We start from the raw sequence: 17,731 nt of genomic DNA, 5'->3' as shown, positions 1-17,731 counted from the left end.
GAGAAAAAAATGCCGAAATTTGCGGCCAATCTGACCATGCTCTTCAACGAGGCGCCGTTCCTCGAACGCTTCGCGCTGGCCGCGAAGGCCGGCTTCGAAGGCGTGGAATACCTCTTCCCCTATGATTTCGACAAGGAAGCGCTGCGCGCCGCCCTCGATCTGCATGGGCTGACGCAGGTGCTGCACAACCTGCCGGCCGGCAACTGGGCCGGCGGCGAGCGCGGCATTGCCATCCTGCCGGACCGCGTCGACGAGTTCCGCCGCGGCGTGGCTTCCGCCATCGACTATGCGACGGCGCTCGGCTGCAAGCAGGTCAACTGCCTGTCCGGCATCGCCCCGGTCGGCGCCTCGCACGAAGTGCTGCGCTCGACTTTCGTCGCCAACCTGAAGCTTGCGGCCGCCGAACTCGGCAAACACGGAATCCGGCTGTTGATCGAGCCGATCAACCGCTTCGACATTCCGGGCTTCTACCTCAACACGCCCGACCAGGCGGCCTCGCTCATCGCCGAAGTCGGCAGCGACAACCTGTTCATCCAGTACGACCTCTACCACCAGCAGCGCACCGAGGGCGAACTGATCGGCACCTTCAAGAAGCACCAGGCCAAGATCGCCCATGTGCAGCTTGCCGACAATCCGGGCCGCAACGAACCGGGCACCGGCGAGATCGCCTATCCCTTCGTGTTCAAGACGCTCGACGCGCTCGGCTACGACGGCTGGATCGGCTGCGAATACAAGCCGGCCGCCACCACGCAGGAAGGCCTCGGCTGGCTGGTCGAAATCGGCCGCTGAGCCACCAAACATTTTCAAGACTGGGAGTTAGCATCATGGCAAATATCGGTTTCATCGGCCTCGGCATCATGGGCACGCCCATGGCGCGTCACCTTCAGGACGCCGGCCACACCGTCATCACCTCGAAATTCGCAATCGCGCCGCGTCAGGAACTCCTCGACAACGGCCTGAAGATCGTCGACAGCCCGAAGGCGCTGGCCGAGACCGTCGACACGATCATCCTCATGCTGCCGGACACCCCGGAAGTGCAGGACGTACTGTTCGGCGAAAACGGTGTTTCCTATGGTCTCTCCGCCGGCAAGCTCGTCATCGACATGAGCTCGATCTCGCCGATCGAGACCAAGGAATTCGCCAAGAAGATCCGCGCGACCGGCGCCGAATATGTCGACGGTCCGGTGTCCGGCGGTGAAGTGGGCGCCAAGAACGCCACGCTCTCCATCATGGCCGGCGGCTCGCAGGAAAGTTTCGACCGGGCGCTGCCGCTGTTCCAACTGATGGGCAAGAACATCACGCTCGTCGGCGATTGCGGTGACGGCCAGGTGACCAAGGTCGCCAACCAGATCATCGTGGCGCTGACCATCGAAGCGGTTGCCGAAGCCCTCGTCTTCGCCTCGAAGGCCGGCGCCGACCCGGCCCGCGTGCGTGCCGCGCTGATGGGCGGCTTCGCCTCCTCGCGCATTCTCGAAGTGCATGGCGAGCGCATGGTCAAGCGTACTTTCGATCCGGGCTTCCGCATCTCGCTGCACCAGAAGGACCTGAACCTGGCCCTCCAGGGCGCCAAGGCGCTGGGCGTTTCGCTGCCCAACACCGCCTCGACGCAGGAACTCTTCAACCAGTGCGCCGCCCACGGCGATGCCGGCCTCGATCACTCAGGTCTCGTCACGGCGCTGGAGCGCATGGCGAACCACGCCGTCGCATGACGGCCTAGCCGTCGACCGACGGCCTGACCGGGCGGGGAGGGGAGCCCCGCCCGGTCACCCATTCTGGAGGAGGAAATACGAGCCCCTCATCCCGCCGCGTCATCTTCATTCGGAAGGGGACGCAGGCTTGCGGATGAGGGGCTTCGTGTTCATAAGACCAGCATTCCGCAGACTTGGAGGAACCCCATGCCTGATATCGCCGATCCGCGCGCCTTTCTCGAAACGCTCTTTCACGCCGCGGTCGCCGCCGCCGACCCGGAAAAGGTGCTGGCCGCCAACCTGCCGGAAAAACCGAGGGGCCGCACCGTGGTGATCGGAGCTGGCAAGGGTGCCGCGCAGATGGCCCGCGCCTTCGAACGCCTGTGGGATGCGCCGCTGACCGGCGTGATCGTCACGCGCTATGGCTATGCCGTTCCCTGCGAGCGCATCGAGGTTCTCGAAGCCGCCCATCCGGTGCCGGATGACAGCGGCCTGCTCGCCTCCGGCCGGCTGATGGCCGCCGTGCGCGGGCTCACCGAAGACGATCTCGTCGTGGCGCTGATCTGCGGCGGCGGCTCCGCCCTGCTGCCGGCACCTGCCGGCGACCTGACGCTGGCCGACGAAATCGCCGTCAACCGCGCCCTGCTCGCCTCCGGTGCGCCGATCAGCGCCATGAATGCCGTGCGCAAGCAGGTCTCGCGCATCAAGGGCGGCCGTCTTGCTGCCCTCGCCCACCCCGCCCGCGTCGTCTCCCTCGTCGTCTCCGACATTCCGGGCGACAATCCCGCCCTCGTCGCCTCCGGCCCGACCATCGCCGACGCCACCACCCGCGCCGATGCGCTGCGCTTCATCGAACGCTATCGCCTCGATCTGCCCGAAGCCGTGATGCGCCATATCCGCGATGGCCAGGACGAGCCGCCGCTGCCGTCCGATGCCTGCTTCGCTCGCAACGAGGTCAAGCTCGTCGCCTCCGCCGCCGTCTCGCTGGAGGCCGCCGCGGACGTTGCGCGCAAGGCCGGCGTCGAGGCCGTCATCCTCTCCGATGCGATCGAGGGCGAGGCCGCCGAAGTCGGCCGCGTGCATGCGGCGATCGCCGCCGAAGTGGTGCGCCGCGACCGGCCGTTCCAGAAACCCGTTGTCGTGCTCTCCGGCGGTGAAACCACCGTCACCATCAAGGGCAAGGGCAAGGGCGGCCGCAACGGCGAGTTCCTGCTGTCCTTCGCCTGCGCCACCGACGGCCTCGACGGTCTCTCCGCGCTCGCTGCCGATACGGACGGCATCGACGGTTCGGAGGACAATGCCGGCGCCTTCGCCGACGGCACCACCGTCGCGCGCCTCGCCGGCAAGGGCAAGGACGCCGCCGAATATCTCGGCCGCAACGACAGCTGGACCGCCTTCGACGCGCTCGGCGACCTCTTCGTGCCCGGCCCGACTGGCACCAACGTCAACGACTTCCGCGCCATCCTCATCCAGTAAATGAAAACAGCCCCGGCAAGCCGGGGCTGTTTTGTTTCGTCGCCCTCCTCCCCAACAACGTCATCCTCGGCCTTGAGCCGAGGATCCATGCAGCGGATGAGGTGGTGGATGCTCGGGTCAAGCCCGAGCATGACGGAGGAAAGGTTGGCTCTCTCTGGCCGGTGTCGGATCAGGCGGTCGGCTGCTTCGTCTTGCGCAGATACGGCAGCACCGTGTCGAAGGCGCCGAAGCGGGTGATGGCGTCCTCGTTGGAAACGGCGGCGGTGATGATGACGTCCTCGCCCTGCTGCCAGTTGGCGGGCGTTGCCACCTGGTGCTTGCTGGTGAGCTGGATCGAATCGATCGCGCGCAGGATTTCCGCGAAATTGCGGCCCGTCGTCATCGGATAGGTGAGGATCAGCTTGATCTTCTTGTCCGGGCCGATGACGAAGACGGAGCGCACGGTGGCGTTGTCGGCGGGCGTGCGGCCTTCGGACGTCTCACCGGCGGCGGCCGGCAGCATGTCGTAGAGTTTCGCGACCGCGAGATCCTTGTCGCCGATCAGCGGATATTCCACGTCGAAGCCTGTGGCGGTGCGGATGTCGTTCTTCCACTTGCCGTGGCTTTCGACCGGATCGACCGAGATGCCGATGATCTTGACGCCGCGCTTGCGAAATTCGCCTTCTAGGCCGGCCATGGCGCCGAGCTCGGTGGTGCAGACCGGGGTAAAATTCTTGGGGTGCGAGAAGAGCACGGCCCAGCCGTCGCCGATCCAGTCATGGAAGCCGATCGTGCCGGCAGTGGTTTCGGCGGTGAAGTCCGGAGCGATGTCGTTGATGCGCAGGCTCATGGGTCTCGTCCTCTCTGTCGTGCGGGATCGCAGGCAAACGGCCCGCGAGAATATATCCCGGCGGGTGTAGAACGAAAATTCCGCCTTGCCTATAGCGGCAAGCCGTTGCTGCCGGAGGCGCCGGGAGCGCATCTTTGCGTCTATCCCGCCCGCAGCAACAAGGCATTCGGCGTTGCTATGCCGCCGCGCCAAACCGTTCTCCGGAAGCGCCGCGAAATGGAAGGGGATTTTATTTTGGTGGGCGGGGCGAATCTGGCCTCAATCGCCGATTTCGGCCCGCCCGCTGGTGAGATCCACGATCAGCCGGCCGGTCTCCTTCGCCTTGTCCGCCGGCACGCGGACGGAAAGGCGTGCGCCCGTATCGTGATAGGTCTCGTCGTCCATCACCAGCCCCGGCAGGGCGGCAAGCCGCGCCTTCACCAGGGCGAGATCGGAAAAGCCGAGCGAGACGGAGAGCGCGACCCGCTCGACATATTCGGTCTTGGCGGCGGCGCGCAGGCAGAGGGCCGCCGTGCCGCCATAGGCGCGGATCAGCCCGCCGCTGCCCAGAAGAATGCCGCCGAACCAGCGCGTGACGACCACAAGCGTGCGATCGAGCGCCTGCCCGTCGATTGCCTGCAGGATCGGCTTTCCCGCCGTGCCGCTCGGTTCGCCGTCATCGCTGAAGCGGTAGGCTTGGCCGATCCGCCAGGCCCAGCAATTGTGGGTGGCCGCCATGTCGGAAACCTCCGCCAGCCGGGCCTTCGCCTCTGCCTCGCTCTCGACCGGACAGGCGATCGCGCGGAACCGGCTCTTGCGGATTTCCTGCTCGAAAGTCTCGGTCTGGTCCAGCGTGTACAAGGGGTCGATCCGGTGGCGTGGAGATGCCTCGTAAACCCACGGGCGCCGTGCAATCAAGGGTCGAATAGAGCACTAATTTTATGGACTATTGACAGATGCCACGATTTTGCCATGATGTTGACCGGATCGTAACAGCAACGGAAGCGATGGCATGATGTATCTCGGTGGCGTGACGCTCGGTTACTTCAACCTCTATCCAGTCGGCTTCCAGCCGAAGACCGAAGAAACCCGCGAGGCCGAAGAGACGGTCGATTCCGGCGAGCAGGACAGGCTTCCGCTCGAAGGCAGCCGGCTTTCCTATTCCCGCCGCCCGGTACAGTGGCCGTTGCACGTTTTCTTCTGATGCAGTGGCCGACTACAGAAAATCATCGGTGATTTCCTGTGGTCCGGTCTTCGACATCCCACAGGAAGCTCAAAAACTGACGACGGCCTCCAGGCCGAGGCCGCGGATTTCCCCGCTGGGTTTTGCCGCCGGATCGGTGCCGGCGCGGGGCGCGAGGCGGATGGTTTTCAGGGCGCCGGGCGCCAGGTGGAACCAGTTGTCCGACGGAACGAAGCCTTCGGCTTCTATTGCGACGGACTGCGCGAAACGATCCGTTGACACATCCAAGACCCAACCGTCAGCATCCTGCCGCAACGCCGGCGTAGCGGCAGCGGAAAACAGGGCCTCCGCCCGGCCGCGCGGGAAATGAAACGCCTCCGAAACCACTGTTCCATCCGCGTCGCTTAGCCGCCCGACGGTCACGTCGTGTGAGGGCGGACCGAAACGGAAGGCATAGGTCGTGTCGAAGAAGGCACCGAAGAGGTCGGTTGCCGGCAGCGTTTCGGCAGAATGCGGGGCAAGGGTGATCGCGCGCCGTCCGCTGACGACAGCCTGGCGGCCATGGCGCAGGCAGGAAAGCTCCAGCACCAGATGCCGTTCATCCGCACTGTCGTTGATGACATGCGCGTCCAGCCCATTGGTGCCCTCGTCCGAGAGCGCGACCTGCACCGGCCGGAAGGCGCGGCGCAGCGCATGCCAGGCGGATTTCGGTAGGCCGGTCGCATCCACGATGCCCCAGCCGGCGCCGGGCAGCAGATCCTGGAAGGTCCAGACCAGCGCACCGTTGCAGGTGGATTGCGAACGGCGCCATTCCGCAAAGGTCGCCTCCATCACTTCGGCCACGACGGCGCGGGAGAAATCGAGGTAGCGGGCCGGGTCCTCGCGGCGCAGGCGCGCCGGATCATGGCCGTAGAGCAGGCCGAGATAGTGGTCGCGCACATCCTCGAAATCCCAGGAGGCACCCCGGTCGCGCGGGACGCGGGCCTTCCAGCGCGGATCGTGCACGGCGGGCACCGGCAGATGGGCGTCCAGCGTCTGCTGTTCCGGCACATTGGCGAAGGCGAGGCTTTCGGCGGAGAAGCGCACCTCTGCCCGCCGTGCATCCTCCAGCGGCCGGCAATAGGCGCCGACGCCGTAATAATGCGTCACGCCGGCATTCGGCGAAAAAGGCATGGCGCCGCCGCTCGGAGAGTTTTCGACATAGGGCACGTCGGGGCGGTGGGTAGCCACCAACGCTGGCAGGATGTCGCGGGTCAGCGGCCCGGCCCACGACGCTTCCGGCAGGCCGAGCATCGCCGCCTGCTGGTCGATCTCGCTGCCGCCGCACAGCACGGCAAGCGATGGCGAGGCGGCGGTCGCGTCGAGGAACTGGGATACCTCCTTGCGCACGTTCTCCGCAAAGGCGGGATCGTTTGCCGGGTAATCGAAATTGGCGAACTGGAAATCCTGCCAGACCATCAGCCCGAGCTCATCGCACAGCACAAAGAAGTCCGGCGTCTCATAGGCCATGGTGCCGCCGATGCGCAGCATGTTCATGTTGGCGTCCGCGGCGAGCCTTAGCAGCGGTTCGTAGCGCTCGCGATTGCCGGGAAGATCGACGATATCCGCCGTGGTCCAGACGGCGCCACGGCAGAAAACCTTCGTCCGGTTGACGAGGAGCGCGAAATCCCGCCCGTCCGCGCCGCGGTTGATTGCGATGCGCCGGAAGCCCGTGCGGCCGATCGCATGGCGCTTGCCATCCGCGACGAGGGAGACGTCGTGCAGAACGGGTTCGCCATGCGTGCGCGGCCACCAGGCTGCGACGTCGGGAATCGTGAGGCTGGCGGTGAAACCAACTTCGCCATCGGGCACTGCGATAGCGCTAGCGCCCGCGCATTCCACGGTAGGCAGGGTAGCGCTGTTGAAGTTGAAGCGAACGTCGAGCCGCCCGGTGCCATCCTCATCGAGCCGCGAGGATATCCGGATATCAGCAGGAACGGCGGGCGTGGGCCGCGAGAGGCGCACGGGACGCCAGGGGCCGGCGGCGTGAACTTCGGGGCACCAACCCGGCATGCGGCCGAGCAGCGTGGTGCGCACGAGGCGCAGGCCCTGCGGCGTGATCATCTGCGGCCGCCAGCGGGCGCGGGGGCCGCGTTTTTCCAGGTGCGGTTTCAGCGCGCGGAAGCAGAGGGCGAGGCGGTCGGTGCCGGTAAGCGTGACGGGCAGCGTGTGACGCACGAACATGCTGTCGGACGACAGCGCCAGCGCGCCGTTCCACCAAACCTCGGCCACCGTGGCGAGGCCGTCGAAATGCAGGACAGCCGCTCCCGGCGCCTCGGCGAGGTCGAGCACATACCAGGCGTCGAGGTGGTCGAGCGGCGCGGGCGCGGTGCGGTCGAAGCGGCCGGCGCGCTCCAGCGCGCCGGCAACGGTGCCGGGCACGGGGGCGTCGATGACATCGGAAAAGGCTTCGAGCGCCGCCGGATCTGTAGCGGCGCCGGCGGGCGTCAGGATCATGCGCCAGCCGCTCGAAAGGTCGTTTTCGGTCAAGCACATCCTCCGTCAGCCGATGCGGGCGGCGAGCGTCGCCATCAGCCTGTCCCAGGCTTCGATCGCCGGATCGAGCGCGGTTGCCAGCGGTTCGAACTTGCGGCGGGTCACGGCGCGGGCGATCTGGAACTGCACGGATTTCGCCGTCTCGGATATTTTCCGCGCGGCCTCGGCGGCCTCAGTGAGGCTGCCATCGGGCGCGATCCAGTCGAGGTGGCTGCCGGCAAGCTCGAAATTCGCGCCGAGCTGGCGCAGCGTGTTGAAGGCGTATTTGTGGAAGAAGCCGAAGGGGCGATCCGCCACCGCTTCCACCTGGTGCGGGAAGACGCTCGCGAAAGCCGCGACCGGGTTTGCCGCCGGGCGCCGGGCGAAATGGACGGCGAGCAGGCGCCTGGCTTCACGGCGGAGATGCGCCTCGTCAGGTCGTTTGTCCGGGAATTTGGCGAATTCCGTATAGGGCAGGAAGGGCAGCTCGTCCGGGCCGTCGTTCAAATGGAACAGGCCGTCGAAATCCGCACCCTCCAGCCGGAAGAAGCCGGCATTGTGGAAATAGTCGAGCCGCTTGTTCTCAAGGTCCAGCCGGTTGATCGCCACCGTCGTCTTGCCATGCTCCTGGCCATAGGCGACGCCGCGGGTATCGGGCATGTAAAAACTGTCCATCTCGACGAGGCAGAGGCGGCCGCGCGCGATCTGGGTCGCGACGTGTGTCTCAACCCTGTCGAAGATGGCGAGTTCCGTCGCGCGGATGCCGTAGAGGCTTTCGAGGTCTTCCAGCGGCACCTTGAAGAAGGTGAACTGGTCGCCCTCGAAGTCCTGGGTCACGGAAAACCCGAGCATCGCCTCCGGCGTGGTGCCGAAGGCGTTCAGCACCTCGATCCAGAGATCGACATAGCAGTTGGTCTCCGGCCACATGCGCTCCGCATCGTGCAGCGCGTGCGGCCGGTAGGTCTCGGGATCGGCCCCGGCGAAGACGGCGGCCATGCTCAGTCCTGGTATCCCAGCACCTTGCGGACCTCGGCCGGCCAAAGGGCGATATCGAGGCCATGGCGGGCGAAGAGCGCGAGCGCGATGCGCTCCAGGCCGAAGCCGACGCAGGCGGTGTGCGCGACGTCGCCGTTTTCGAGGTTCAGGCCCCACTTGGCGCCAAATGCGTCCTGATGGTAGTTGAAGCTCATGCAGGCCGTCGGCTTGGCGGCTGACGTCACGGGGATCAGCAGCTCGAACTTCAGGTTCTGGTCGCGCTGGTTGTTGGCGAGCATGCGGCCGGCGCGGCCGAAGAACGGGTCGTTCGCGACATCCATCGTCACGTCGAGGCCGACCTTGGCCATCATTTCGAGGCCACGGTCCATCCAGGTCTGGCGGAACTCCGTCACATGATCCTGCGTGCCCATGCAGACATATTCACGCATGCGGAAAAGCTGCTGGCGGGCCGGATCGTTCGAGGGCTCGTGGCGGAAGCAGTAGGATTGCAGGTCGAAAAGGCCACCCTTAGCCGGCAAACGGCCGCGCTTGGCGATCGTCGGATAGAGCGGGTAGCAGGCGGCCGGCGTCAGCACGATATCGGTCGGCTTCTGGTCCTTCATCCAGTCGCCGCCGACTTCCATGCATTGCAGCAGGCTCATATGGTCGAGTTCGCCGCCGCAGAAGCTGTGCACGGTGCCGGCGAGCTGCGGGAAGCTCTTCATGTAGCCGGATGTCTCGAAATGCGCGCGGTTCATGCCCGGCGGGAAGCGCATGGCCTCCGCGCCGTCGGCGCCGCCATAGGCGTCGATCAGCCGCTCGAAGCGGGCGATCACGTCCTCGAAGGCGCCGCTGCGGCCATAGAGGCCTTCCACGCCGGTATCGATGAGCAGGCCGGTTGAGAAGAGCCTGTCGAGAAGAGAGGTTTGCATGTCCATCGGTTTCACCCCGTCAGGCTGGTGTCTTGTTTGTGAACGAGCAGCAGGTTCGACGTATTGCCGAGAATGCGGTCGTTGGAGATCATGAGCTGGGCCGAATGCGCATCGCGCAGGTGTCGGCCGAGGCTGAAGGGCGTACCGTTCTTGTAGCCCATGATGCCGCAGATCAGCATCGCCTGGTTGATGATCGTGAGGACCGTTTCCGAAGAGGCGATCTTCACGTTGTTCATCGCCACCGCAAAGCCCATGGAGGACAGCTTGTCTGGATCGGCCTTGGCGGCTTCATATTCCTTGAGCCCGGCGATCGTGTTCGACTTGACGAGCTGGAGCAGGTTCGAGGCCTCCGCAAGGCGCAGCGCGCCGGGCGGTGCCACACCGGGGCTCTTGCGGGCGGCGGCGCGCACGAAGGCCTGGGCGCGCGAGACGGCGTTGACCGCGATGCCGTACCACACGCCGCTCCACAGGAGGTGCGAGGTGGCGAGCATCGACTGGGCGGCGATCTCGGCAAAGGGTTTGGGAAGGATCTGTTCCTTCGGCGCCTCGCCCTTGAACAGCCAGCCATCCGAGCAGGTGCCGCGCATGCCGAGCGTGTCCCAGACATGGGTCTGCTCCAATGTATACTGGTCCTTCGTGAAGACGGTCATGACCTGGTCGGTCGAAGCGGCTTCGGCATGGGCGCGGGACGTGATGAGGATCGCGTCGGCATGCGCACCGTAGGAGATGACGGTCGCATCCTTGGTGAGCCGGCAGGTATCGCCGTCGATTTCGATCGCGCAGATGCTGTTGCGCAGGTTGCCGCCGATGCCGCCTTCGGTCGTCGCCGAGGCGAGCAGCAGCTGTTCGTCCGCGACGCGGCGCATGAAGGCGGAATGCCAGGCGCTGTCGGCGCCATGCGTGACGAGGCTTGAAAGCTTGATGTGGTGCATGGCAAAAACCATGGCGGCGGCCGAGCAGCTCTGGCCGAGAAGCGAACAGGCCTCGGCGATCTCGGAGACGCTGGCATCCTCGCCGCCGAGGCTGGCGGGGATCTGGATCGACAGCAGCCGTTCGGCGATCATCGCGTCGACGGCTTCCCGCGGGAAACGGCCCCTGGCGTCCACGTCGTCGGCATGCACTGCGGCCACGGCGGAGACGCGCTGGGCGCGTTCCGCGAAGCTCGTACCGACGGTCATGGTCATTCGGCGGCCTCCGCGCTGCCGGTCAGGCCTTCGACCGCCCGCGTGATCGCGGCGATGCTCTGGAAGGACTTGCGGTTCAGGAGATTGTCGGGGAACTCGACGTCGAAGGCTTCCTCGATGCCGAGCATCACCTGCACGGAGGCGAAGGAGGAAAGGCCGGCCGCATAGAGATCGGAATCGTCCGCAAGCTGATCGACCGGAACCGGGAGGGCGCCGTGTTTTGCCAGGATGTCACGGATCTTCTGCTTCATGTCGCTTTCTCCATCGTTTTTTGTGCCGGCATTTTCGTGCGCCGGCCGGACAGCGGGCTCTTGGCGTATTCTTCCCAAAAGGCATAACCGACGGTTGATAAGATCGGCTGAAAGGACATGGATAAGATTTCGTGAAGCGCGCCGGAGGGATGCATCAAGGTGGCGCGACCCATTGTGAAGCTTCATGAAGGAAGATCGAAGAGCCCCGGTTTTCCAGGGTATTGCGCGGGAGGGGCGGTGTTGCGAAACGGCACGCTTCGGCGCTGTTGAAGCTCTGTTAGCCATAATCGCAAAGCGTGTGGGACAAGGCGAAATTCAGGCTGGCGGAAAGGGTCAGGGCAGTGCAGGGCAGCTTCCGGGCTTGGCCGGCAGTTCACCGCCGGCGACAAGGGCCGCAAGCTGCGGGCGGTCGCCGTCGGCGGTCGGCTGGATGTTGAGCGGTTCGGTCGCCGGCCACCAGTCGCCGCCGGCCCAGTAGGTCCAGCCGGTCCAGACGTCTTGTTCCTTGCCGACAAGCGCCGTCATGCGGGCAAGGCCATCCAGGCAAGCCTGGTCGGCCGAGCCGCCGAATTCGCCGAGGAAGCCGCGCTTGCCGTTGCGCTTCAGCCAGTCGGTGAAGCGCTCCAGCGCCGTCACGGCATCGTCCGCCCGCTCGCAGGTGGTTGCCTTTCCGGAAAAGTCGCCGTCCAGGTACTGGTGCACCTCATAGGCATGGTTGTCGGCCGGATCCGCGATGCCGAGCATGACGGTGCCGTTGGCGCCGCCTTCGCGCTCTTCCTCCCAGCTATGCGCACCGGTCCAGACCGTTCCCGGCACCAGCACGAGGTTTTTCGCACCGGTCTCGCGGATGGCGGCGATGGCCGCGTTGGCGGAGGCGAGCCATTGCGTGGCCGGCACGTCGTGCGGCTCGTTCATCAGGCCGAACTGCACGCCGTCGTCGTCCTTGTAGTCCTCGGCGAGCCGCTGCCAGAAATCGGCAAACGCGCTGTCCGGCACCTCGGTCGAGCCGATCTGCTTGTCGCCGTAGTAAGCATAGTTGTGCGGGTCGAGGATGACAGTCATGCCGGCGGCGCGCAGGGCCTTGACGGTCGCGGTGAGCCGCTTGCGCTCCGCCTTGTCGAAGCCGCGATTGAGGCGCGGTTGCAGCCGCTCCCACTTGAAGGGCAGGCGCACCGCATTGAATCCTTTGCCGGCGAAATAGGCGATCGTCTCCTTCGAAGGGTAGGTATAGTCCTTGTCGAAGGTGCCGCGACCCTCGCCGAATTCGGCGCCGGCGAGATTGACGCCGCGCAGGCAGCCGGCGCTCGCCGTGACGGGAACCGCTATCGCCACCATGGCCGCCACCGCCCGAAAAAGTATTGCCGCGCCGGATGAGGATCGCATGCCTTGTCTCCGTGCCGGCTGTCGCACCGGTTCGTCCCGCGATAGGGCGTTGCGCCCATTCGCGCCGATCAAGACTCCGACGATCTTAAGGCAGCGTTAAGGCAGCGCTTCTTTGGCGAACAGGATTAAGAGATTGCAAGCGCTGGTCCACCCGGCTAGAGGCGAAGGCACCGCCCGCTGGCCTCTCCCGGTCCGACAACAGGTCCCGTTTCATGACTGCGTCCGAACAATCCGCCTCCCGTTCCGCCGGCACCCGCCATCCGCTGCGCGTGCTGTTTTCTCTCGTGCGCGAAGAGAAGGGCCGCGTGGTGCGGGCGGTCGCCTCGTCGATCATCAACAAGATCTTCGACGTCATGCCGGAAATCCTGATCGGCATTGCGCTCGACGTCGTGGTGCGCGGCAAGGATTCCTTCGTGGCGCAGGTCGGCATCACCGATCCGGTGCAGCAGTTGACCCTGCTCGGCATCGCGACCTTCCTCATCTGGTTTGGCGAATCCCTCTTCGAATATTTCTACCAGATCCTCTGGCGGGGGCTGGCGCAGGACGTGCAGCATAGGCTGCGCATCCTCTGTTATGACCACGCCCAGCACTTGCCGACGAGCTTTTACGAGGAAAACCGCTCCGGCGATCTCGTCGCGGTGCTGAACGACGACATCAACCAGCTCGAACGATTCCTGGATCGCGGCGCCAACGAGTTGATCCAGACCTTTGCCGCCGTCATCCTCGTCGGCGTGGTGTTCTTCATCGTCAGCCCGTTGATCGCGGTCATCGCCTTTACCCCGGTGCCCGCGATCATTGCCGGCGCCTTCTGGTTCCAGCGCCGCGCGCAGGCCCGCTACGATGCGGTGCGGGCGCGGGCCGGCGGTCTGGGCGCGCGGCTCACCACCAACCTGCAAGGCCTCCAAACCATCCGCGCCTTTGGAGCCGAGGCGCGCGAGACGGCGGCGCTGACCAAGGAAAGCCTCGGTTACGTCGAGGCGAACCGGGCGGCGATCCGTGTGTCCTCCGCCTTCATCCCGATCATCCGCATGGCGATCCTGTCGGGCTTCCTCGCCACCTTCCTGATCGGCGGCTGGCTGACGCTGACCGGCCAGATGCAGGTCGGCGCCTACGGCCTGCTCGTCTTCCTGACGCAGCGCCTGCTCTGGCCGATGACGGGCCTTGCCGAGATCGCCGACCTCTACGAGCGCGCCATGGCCTCGACGCGCCGCATCCTGCGCCTGCTCGACGAGCCGCGCGGCGAACCGCACGGCACGCACGAGGCCAAGGTCTCCGGCCGCTTCGAGATCGACCATGTCGGCTTCCGCTACGCGACAAGCCCCGGCGGTGTGACCGACATCAACCTCGCCATCCGCGCCGGCGAGACGGTGGCGCTGGTCGGGCCGACCGGCAGTGGCAAGTCCACATTGATCAAGCTGCTCGGCCTGTTCATCCGTCCACAGAAGGGCCGTATCCTGCTCGACAACGTGCCGCTCGCCGACTGGTCGGGAGAATGTCTGAGGAAAAGCATGGCCTGGGTGCCGCAGGAGGTGACGCTGTTCTCCGGCTCGATCGCCGACAACATCGCCTATGGCCGGCCGGGTGCCAGCCGCGACGAGGTCGAGGCGGCCGCCCGCATGGCGGAGGCCGATGGCTTCATCCGCGAGTTGCCGGATGGTTACGAAAGCCAGATCGGCGAATATGGCCAGAAGCTTTCGGGCGGCCAGCGCCAGCGCATCGCGCTTGCCCGTGCACTGCTGATCGACCCCGCGATCCTCATCCTCGACGAGGCGACGAGCGCGGTGGACAACGAGACGGAAGCCGCGATCCAGCGCTCGCTGGCGAAAATGAAGGGCAAGCGTACCGTGATCCTCGTCGCGCACCGGCTCAGCACGGTGGTGCATGCCGATGCGATCCATGTGATGGAGGCGGGGCGGATCATCCAGTCCGGGTCGCATGACAGGCTGGTGGAGTGTCCCGGGCTTTACCGCACGCTGTGGAATATCCAGACGGGGCATGCGGAGATGAACGAGACCGCATAACGGCCCTCATCCGCCTGCCGGCACCTTCTCCCCGCAAGCGGGGCGAAGGAGGTGTGGCACCGGTATTCCTAGGCAGGAACCGTCGATGTTGGAATAAAGGCTTCGCCTCATACCCCTTCGCCCCGCTTGCGGGGAGAAGGTCGCGGCCGCGGGATTAGGGGCTACCTTCCCCTCAGTGCGCCTCGTCCCAATTGTGCGCGGCCCGTGCATCCACCTTCAGCGGCACCTTCATCGAGAGCGCCGGCATGGATGCATTCTCCATGATGTCGACGATGAGCGGGATCGCCTTCTCGACTTCGCCGTCCTCGACCTCGAAGATCAGTTCGTCATGCACCTGCAGCAGCATGCGGGCGGAGAGGCCGGCTTCTTCCAGCGCCGGTTCGATCTTGATCATGGCGCGGCGGATGATGTCGGCGGCGGAACCCTGTATGGGCGCGTTGATCGAGGCGCGTTCGTTGAAGGCGCGCACCGACGGGTTGGACGACTTGATTTCCGGATAATGCGCGCGGCGGCCGAAGATGGTTTCGACATAGCCGTTCTCGCGGGCAAAAGCCTTGGTAGAATCCATGTAGTCCTTGATGCCCGGAAAGCGCTCGAAATATTTCTTGATGTAGTCGCCCGCTTCCGAACGCTCGATGGAGAGCTGGTTGGCGAGGCCGAAGGCCGAAATGCCGTAGATGATGCCGAAATTGATCGCCTTGGCGCGGCGGCGCACTTCCGACGGCATGCCTTCCACCGGCACGCCGAACATTTCGGATGCCGTCATGGCGTGAATGTCGACGCCGTCGGCAAAGGCCTGTTTCAGCTGCGGAATGTCGGCGACATGGGCAAGCACGCGCAGCTCGATCTGGCTGTAGTCGGCCGAGACCAGCTTGTTGCCGGGCGTCGAGATGAAGGCCGTGCGGATCTTGCGGCCCTCCGCCGTGCGCACCGGAATGTTCTGCAGGTTCGGGTCGGAGGAGGAGAGGCGGCCGGTTGTCGTCGCAGCGAGCGCGTAAGATGTGTGCACACGCTTCGTCTCCGGATGCACGAAGCCCGGCAGCGCGTCGGTATAGGTGGATTTCAGCTTTGTGAGCTGGCGCCAGTCGACGATTTTCCGGGGCAGCGGCAGGCCCTGCGCGGCGAGGTCCTCCAGCACCTGCGCGGAGGTCGACCATTGGCCAGTCTTGGTCTTCGAGGCGCCGGGCAGGCCCATCTTGCCGAACAGGATGTCGCCGAGCTGCTTTGGCGAGCCGATGTTGAAGCGCTCGCCGGCAAGCTCGTAGATTTCCTCTTCCAGGCCGGCAGCACCCTGCGCCAGTTCGCCGGAAAGGCGCGACAGCACCTGCCGGTCGATGGTGATGCCGCGCTCTTCCATGCGCGCGAGCACCGGCACCAGCGGGCGCTCCAGCCGCTCATAGACGGTGGTCATGCGGTTGGCGGCAAGGCGCGGCTTCAGCACATGCCAGAGCCGCAGCGTCACGTCGGCATCTTCCGCCGCATAGGCCGTGGCACGGGAGATGTCGACCATGTCGAAGGTCTGGGCACCCTTGCCGGAGCCGGCGACATCCTTGTAGGAGATCGGCTTGTGGCCGAGCCAGCGCTCGGACAGGGTGTCCATGCCATGCGTGCCGGCGCCCGCATCGAGCGCATAGGACATCAACATCGTATCGTCGAAACCCAGCACGGTGATGCCGTGGCGGCGCATGACGAGGTAGTCGTATTTGAGGTTCTGCGCGACCTTCAAGACCGAAGGGTCCTCCAGCAGGCTTTTCAGCCTTTCCAGCGCGGTGCGGATCGGGATCTGCCCCTCGGCAAGCCCGCCGCCGAGAAGGTCGCCGACACCGGTCTTGTGGTTGAGCGGCACGTAGCAGGCGCGGATGGTGGTGCCCGTCGGGTCCTTGGCATTGCTCGCGATCGCCAGTGAGAAGCCGCAAAGCTCCGCCTGCATGGGATCGAGCGAGGTCGTCTCCGTGTCGAAGCCGACGAGGCCGGTCTCGCGGGCGTCCGCAATCCAGCGGTCGAGCGCGTCCAGGTCGCGCACCGTCTCATAGGTGGAATGGTCGATCGGCGCGGCGGAGAAGCGCTCCGCCCGGGCTCTCGCCAGTGCGGCCGGCGTGGCGTCGCCGGGGCTGGCCGTGGGCAGCAGCGTGGAGGCCGCCTCCGCCGCCGTCTCGCCGCCGTCGAGCACGAGCGCGGGACCGGCCACCTCGCCCTTGTCGAGGTCCGGGCCGCGCGCTTCCGCGCCCCATTCGACGGGCACGTCCGCCGCCTCGATGGCGCCGGCATCGCAATCGCAGGCTTCGGCGACGCGCCGCGTCAGCGTGGTGAATTCCATGGCCTTGAGGAAGGCGATCAGCTTCGGCCCGTCCTGCGGATGCAGCACCAGCTCGTCCAGCACCGTGTCGAGCGGCGTATCGTTTTTGAGCCTCACGAGCTGGCGCGAAAGCAGCACGAGCTCGCGGTTCGCCACGATGTTCTCACGGCGCTTGACCTGCTTGATCTCTTCGGCGCGGGCGAGCAGCGTATCGAGGTCGCCATATTCTTCGAGAAGCTGCGCTGCCGTCTTCGGGCCGATGCCGGGAACGCCCGGCACGTTGTCGGTGCTGTCCCCCGTCAGCGACTGGAGGTCGATCATCTTCTCCGGCGGCACGCCCCATTTCTCGATGACTTCGGGAATGGAGATTTGCTTGTCCTTCATGCTGTCATACATCGAGACATTGGCCGTCACGAGCTGCATGAGGTCCTTGTCGGAGGAGACGATGGTGACGTCGGCGCCGTCGGCTTCGGCAAGGCGGGCATAGGTGGCGATCAGGTCGTCCGCCTCATAGCCTTCCTTCTCGATGCAGGGCAGGTTGAAGGCGCGGGTCGCATGGCGGATCAGGCCGAACTGCGGGATCAGGTCTTCCGGCGGTGCGGTGCGGTTCGCCTTGTAAAGATCGTAGAGCTCGTTGCGGAAGGTCTTCGAGGAATAGTCGAAGATGACCGCGAAATGGGTCGGCGTCACGCCCACGTCGGTGTTGCGCGCATCCTTGAGCAGCTTCCACAGCATGTTGCAGAAACCGGAGACGGCATTGACCGGCAGCCCGTCCGATTTGCGGTTGAGCGGCGGGATGGCGTGGAAGGCGCGGAAGATGAAGCCGGAGCCGTCGACGAGGAAGAGATGATCACCTTTTTTCATGGGGTGAATGGATAGCGCGGGCGGCTTTCCGCGTCTATCTCTCATTGCGGTTTCAAGGCCGTTTCAGGGCTCTGGAAAGGGTCACGCGAACGTTACCAATTTGTAATTTTCACCGCCCTCTGAAACCCTTGAAAAGCCACATTCGGACCCACAAAT

Annotated in this window: 15 protein-coding genes; 5 read left to right on the top strand and 10 right to left on the bottom strand. The window is 65.4% G+C overall.

All coding sequences use genetic code 11. From position 1 onward, the window contains the following. Positions 1-9 precede the first annotated feature (9 nt). From hyi to AC1Q6Z_RS16670, 3 genes are all read left to right on the top strand, one after another. Positions 10-789 (top strand): hydroxypyruvate isomerase, encoded by a 780-nt coding sequence (gene hyi / locus AC1Q6Z_RS16680; RefSeq protein ID WP_492648602.1) that lies wholly within the window; start codon positions 10-12, stop codon positions 787-789. A gap of 35 nt (positions 790-824) precedes the next feature. Beyond that, on the top strand, positions 825-1,709 hold the full coding sequence (locus AC1Q6Z_RS16675; RefSeq protein ID WP_435266919.1) for a 2-hydroxy-3-oxopropionate reductase: 885 nt from the start codon (positions 825-827) through the stop codon (positions 1,707-1,709). A gap of 186 nt (positions 1,710-1,895) precedes the next feature. Continuing rightward, complete coding sequence (locus AC1Q6Z_RS16670; protein ID WP_492648601.1) at positions 1,896-3,164, top strand: glycerate kinase type-2 family protein; 1,269 nt, start codon at positions 1,896-1,898, stop codon at positions 3,162-3,164. 169 nt (positions 3,165-3,333) lie between these two features. Here the strand turns inward: AC1Q6Z_RS16670 and AC1Q6Z_RS16665 are convergent, their stop codons facing one another. Continuing rightward, positions 3,334-3,993, bottom strand: coding sequence for a peroxiredoxin (locus tag AC1Q6Z_RS16665; protein ID WP_439626113.1), 660 nt, complete (start codon positions 3,991-3,993; stop codon positions 3,334-3,336). A gap of 258 nt (positions 3,994-4,251) precedes the next feature. After that, positions 4,252-4,833, bottom strand: a complete 582-nt coding sequence (locus tag AC1Q6Z_RS16660; RefSeq protein WP_492648600.1) for an IMPACT family protein — start codon at positions 4,831-4,833, stop codon at positions 4,252-4,254. Positions 4,834-4,984: 151 nt separating this feature from the next. Between AC1Q6Z_RS16660 and AC1Q6Z_RS16655 the strand changes: the two genes are divergently transcribed. Next, positions 4,985-5,176: a hypothetical protein gene (locus AC1Q6Z_RS16655; protein ID WP_435266916.1), complete on the top strand. Its 192-nt coding sequence runs from the start codon at positions 4,985-4,987 to the stop codon at positions 5,174-5,176. A 69-nt stretch (positions 5,177-5,245) separates the two neighbouring features. On the opposite strand, the gene AC1Q6Z_RS16650 is transcribed toward AC1Q6Z_RS16655, so the two are convergent. The 7 genes from AC1Q6Z_RS16650 to AC1Q6Z_RS16620 all read right to left on the bottom strand — a co-directional run bounded on the left by AC1Q6Z_RS16650 (position 5,246) and on the right by AC1Q6Z_RS16620 (position 12,394). Further along, positions 5,246-7,651 carry a glycoside hydrolase family 2 protein gene (locus AC1Q6Z_RS16650; protein WP_492648627.1) on the bottom strand — a complete coding sequence of 802 codons (2,406 nt, stop codon included), beginning with the start codon at positions 7,649-7,651 and terminating at the stop codon, positions 5,246-5,248. Positions 7,652-7,696: 45 nt separating this feature from the next. Then, the gene (locus AC1Q6Z_RS16645; RefSeq protein WP_492648599.1) at positions 7,697-8,665 is read right to left on the bottom strand and encodes a DUF1839 family protein; all 969 of its coding nucleotides are present in this window, start codon (positions 8,663-8,665) and stop codon (positions 7,697-7,699) included. Between the two features lie 2 nt (positions 8,666-8,667). Further along, positions 8,668-9,582 (bottom strand): amino acid--[acyl-carrier-protein] ligase, encoded by a 915-nt coding sequence (locus tag AC1Q6Z_RS16640; RefSeq protein WP_492648598.1) that lies wholly within the window; start codon positions 9,580-9,582, stop codon positions 8,668-8,670. A 5-nt stretch (positions 9,583-9,587) separates the two neighbouring features. Then, on the bottom strand, positions 9,588-10,760 hold the full coding sequence (locus AC1Q6Z_RS16635) for an acyl-CoA dehydrogenase family protein (protein WP_492648597.1): 1,173 nt from the start codon (positions 10,758-10,760) through the stop codon (positions 9,588-9,590). After that, entirely contained in the window at positions 10,757-11,011 is a 255-nt protein-coding gene (locus AC1Q6Z_RS16630) for an acyl carrier protein (RefSeq protein WP_439614715.1), read from the bottom strand. The genes AC1Q6Z_RS16635 and AC1Q6Z_RS16630 overlap by 4 nt, the downstream gene beginning before the upstream one ends. After that, positions 11,008-11,184, bottom strand: coding sequence for a hypothetical protein (locus tag AC1Q6Z_RS16625; RefSeq protein WP_492648596.1), 177 nt, complete (start codon positions 11,182-11,184; stop codon positions 11,008-11,010). The genes AC1Q6Z_RS16630 and AC1Q6Z_RS16625 overlap by 4 nt, the downstream gene beginning before the upstream one ends. Before the next feature lie 160 nt (positions 11,185-11,344). Continuing rightward, positions 11,345-12,394 (bottom strand): glycoside hydrolase family 5 protein, encoded by a 1,050-nt coding sequence (locus tag AC1Q6Z_RS16620; protein WP_492648595.1) that lies wholly within the window; start codon positions 12,392-12,394, stop codon positions 11,345-11,347. Between the two features lie 212 nt (positions 12,395-12,606). Between AC1Q6Z_RS16620 and AC1Q6Z_RS16615 the strand changes: the two genes are divergently transcribed. After that, positions 12,607-14,415, top strand: coding sequence for an ABC transporter ATP-binding protein (locus tag AC1Q6Z_RS16615; protein ID WP_492648594.1), 1,809 nt, complete (start codon positions 12,607-12,609; stop codon positions 14,413-14,415). Positions 14,416-14,587: 172 nt separating this feature from the next. Here the strand turns inward: AC1Q6Z_RS16615 and polA are convergent, their stop codons facing one another. Next, the gene (gene polA, locus AC1Q6Z_RS16610; RefSeq protein ID WP_492648593.1) at positions 14,588-17,575 is read right to left on the bottom strand and encodes a DNA polymerase I; all 2,988 of its coding nucleotides are present in this window, start codon (positions 17,573-17,575) and stop codon (positions 14,588-14,590) included. Between the last annotated feature and the right edge of the window lie 156 nt (positions 17,576-17,731).

This window comes from Shinella sp. GW835-FHT14H05 (assembly GCF_058793575.1).
Note: the sequence above shows the minus strand (reverse complement) of the source record. Positions and strands in the feature narration are given on the sequence as shown.

Bases quoted from the DNA above. Each gene is read 5' to 3' on its own strand.
- AC1Q6Z_RS16670 (WP_492648601.1), top strand. From the start codon at position 1,896: ATGCCTGATATCGCCGATCCGCGCGCCTTTCTCGAAACGCTCTTTCAC.
- AC1Q6Z_RS16650 (WP_492648627.1), bottom strand. From the start codon at position 7,651: ATGATCCTGACGCCCGCCGGCGCCGCTACAGATCCGGCGGCGCTCGAA.
- AC1Q6Z_RS16620 (WP_492648595.1), bottom strand. From the start codon at position 12,394: ATGCGATCCTCATCCGGCGCGGCAATACTTTTTCGGGCGGTGGCGGCC.
- AC1Q6Z_RS16655 (WP_435266916.1), top strand. From the start codon at position 4,985: ATGATGTATCTCGGTGGCGTGACGCTCGGTTACTTCAACCTCTATCCA.
- AC1Q6Z_RS16640 (WP_492648598.1), bottom strand. From the start codon at position 9,582: ATGGACATGCAAACCTCTCTTCTCGACAGGCTCTTCTCAACCGGCCTG.
- AC1Q6Z_RS16630 (WP_439614715.1), bottom strand. From the start codon at position 11,011: ATGAAGCAGAAGATCCGTGACATCCTGGCAAAACACGGCGCCCTCCCG.
- AC1Q6Z_RS16665 (WP_439626113.1), bottom strand. From the start codon at position 3,993: ATGAGCCTGCGCATCAACGACATCGCTCCGGACTTCACCGCCGAAACC.
- hyi (WP_492648602.1), top strand. From the start codon at position 10: ATGCCGAAATTTGCGGCCAATCTGACCATGCTCTTCAACGAGGCGCCG.
- AC1Q6Z_RS16615 (WP_492648594.1), top strand. From the start codon at position 12,607: ATGACTGCGTCCGAACAATCCGCCTCCCGTTCCGCCGGCACCCGCCAT.
- AC1Q6Z_RS16675 (WP_435266919.1), top strand. From the start codon at position 825: ATGGCAAATATCGGTTTCATCGGCCTCGGCATCATGGGCACGCCCATG.
- AC1Q6Z_RS16635 (WP_492648597.1), bottom strand. From the start codon at position 10,760: ATGACCATGACCGTCGGTACGAGCTTCGCGGAACGCGCCCAGCGCGTC.
- AC1Q6Z_RS16625 (WP_492648596.1), bottom strand. From the start codon at position 11,184: ATGGGTCGCGCCACCTTGATGCATCCCTCCGGCGCGCTTCACGAAATC.
- polA (WP_492648593.1), bottom strand. From the start codon at position 17,575: ATGAAAAAAGGTGATCATCTCTTCCTCGTCGACGGCTCCGGCTTCATC.
- AC1Q6Z_RS16645 (WP_492648599.1), bottom strand. From the start codon at position 8,665: ATGGCCGCCGTCTTCGCCGGGGCCGATCCCGAGACCTACCGGCCGCAC.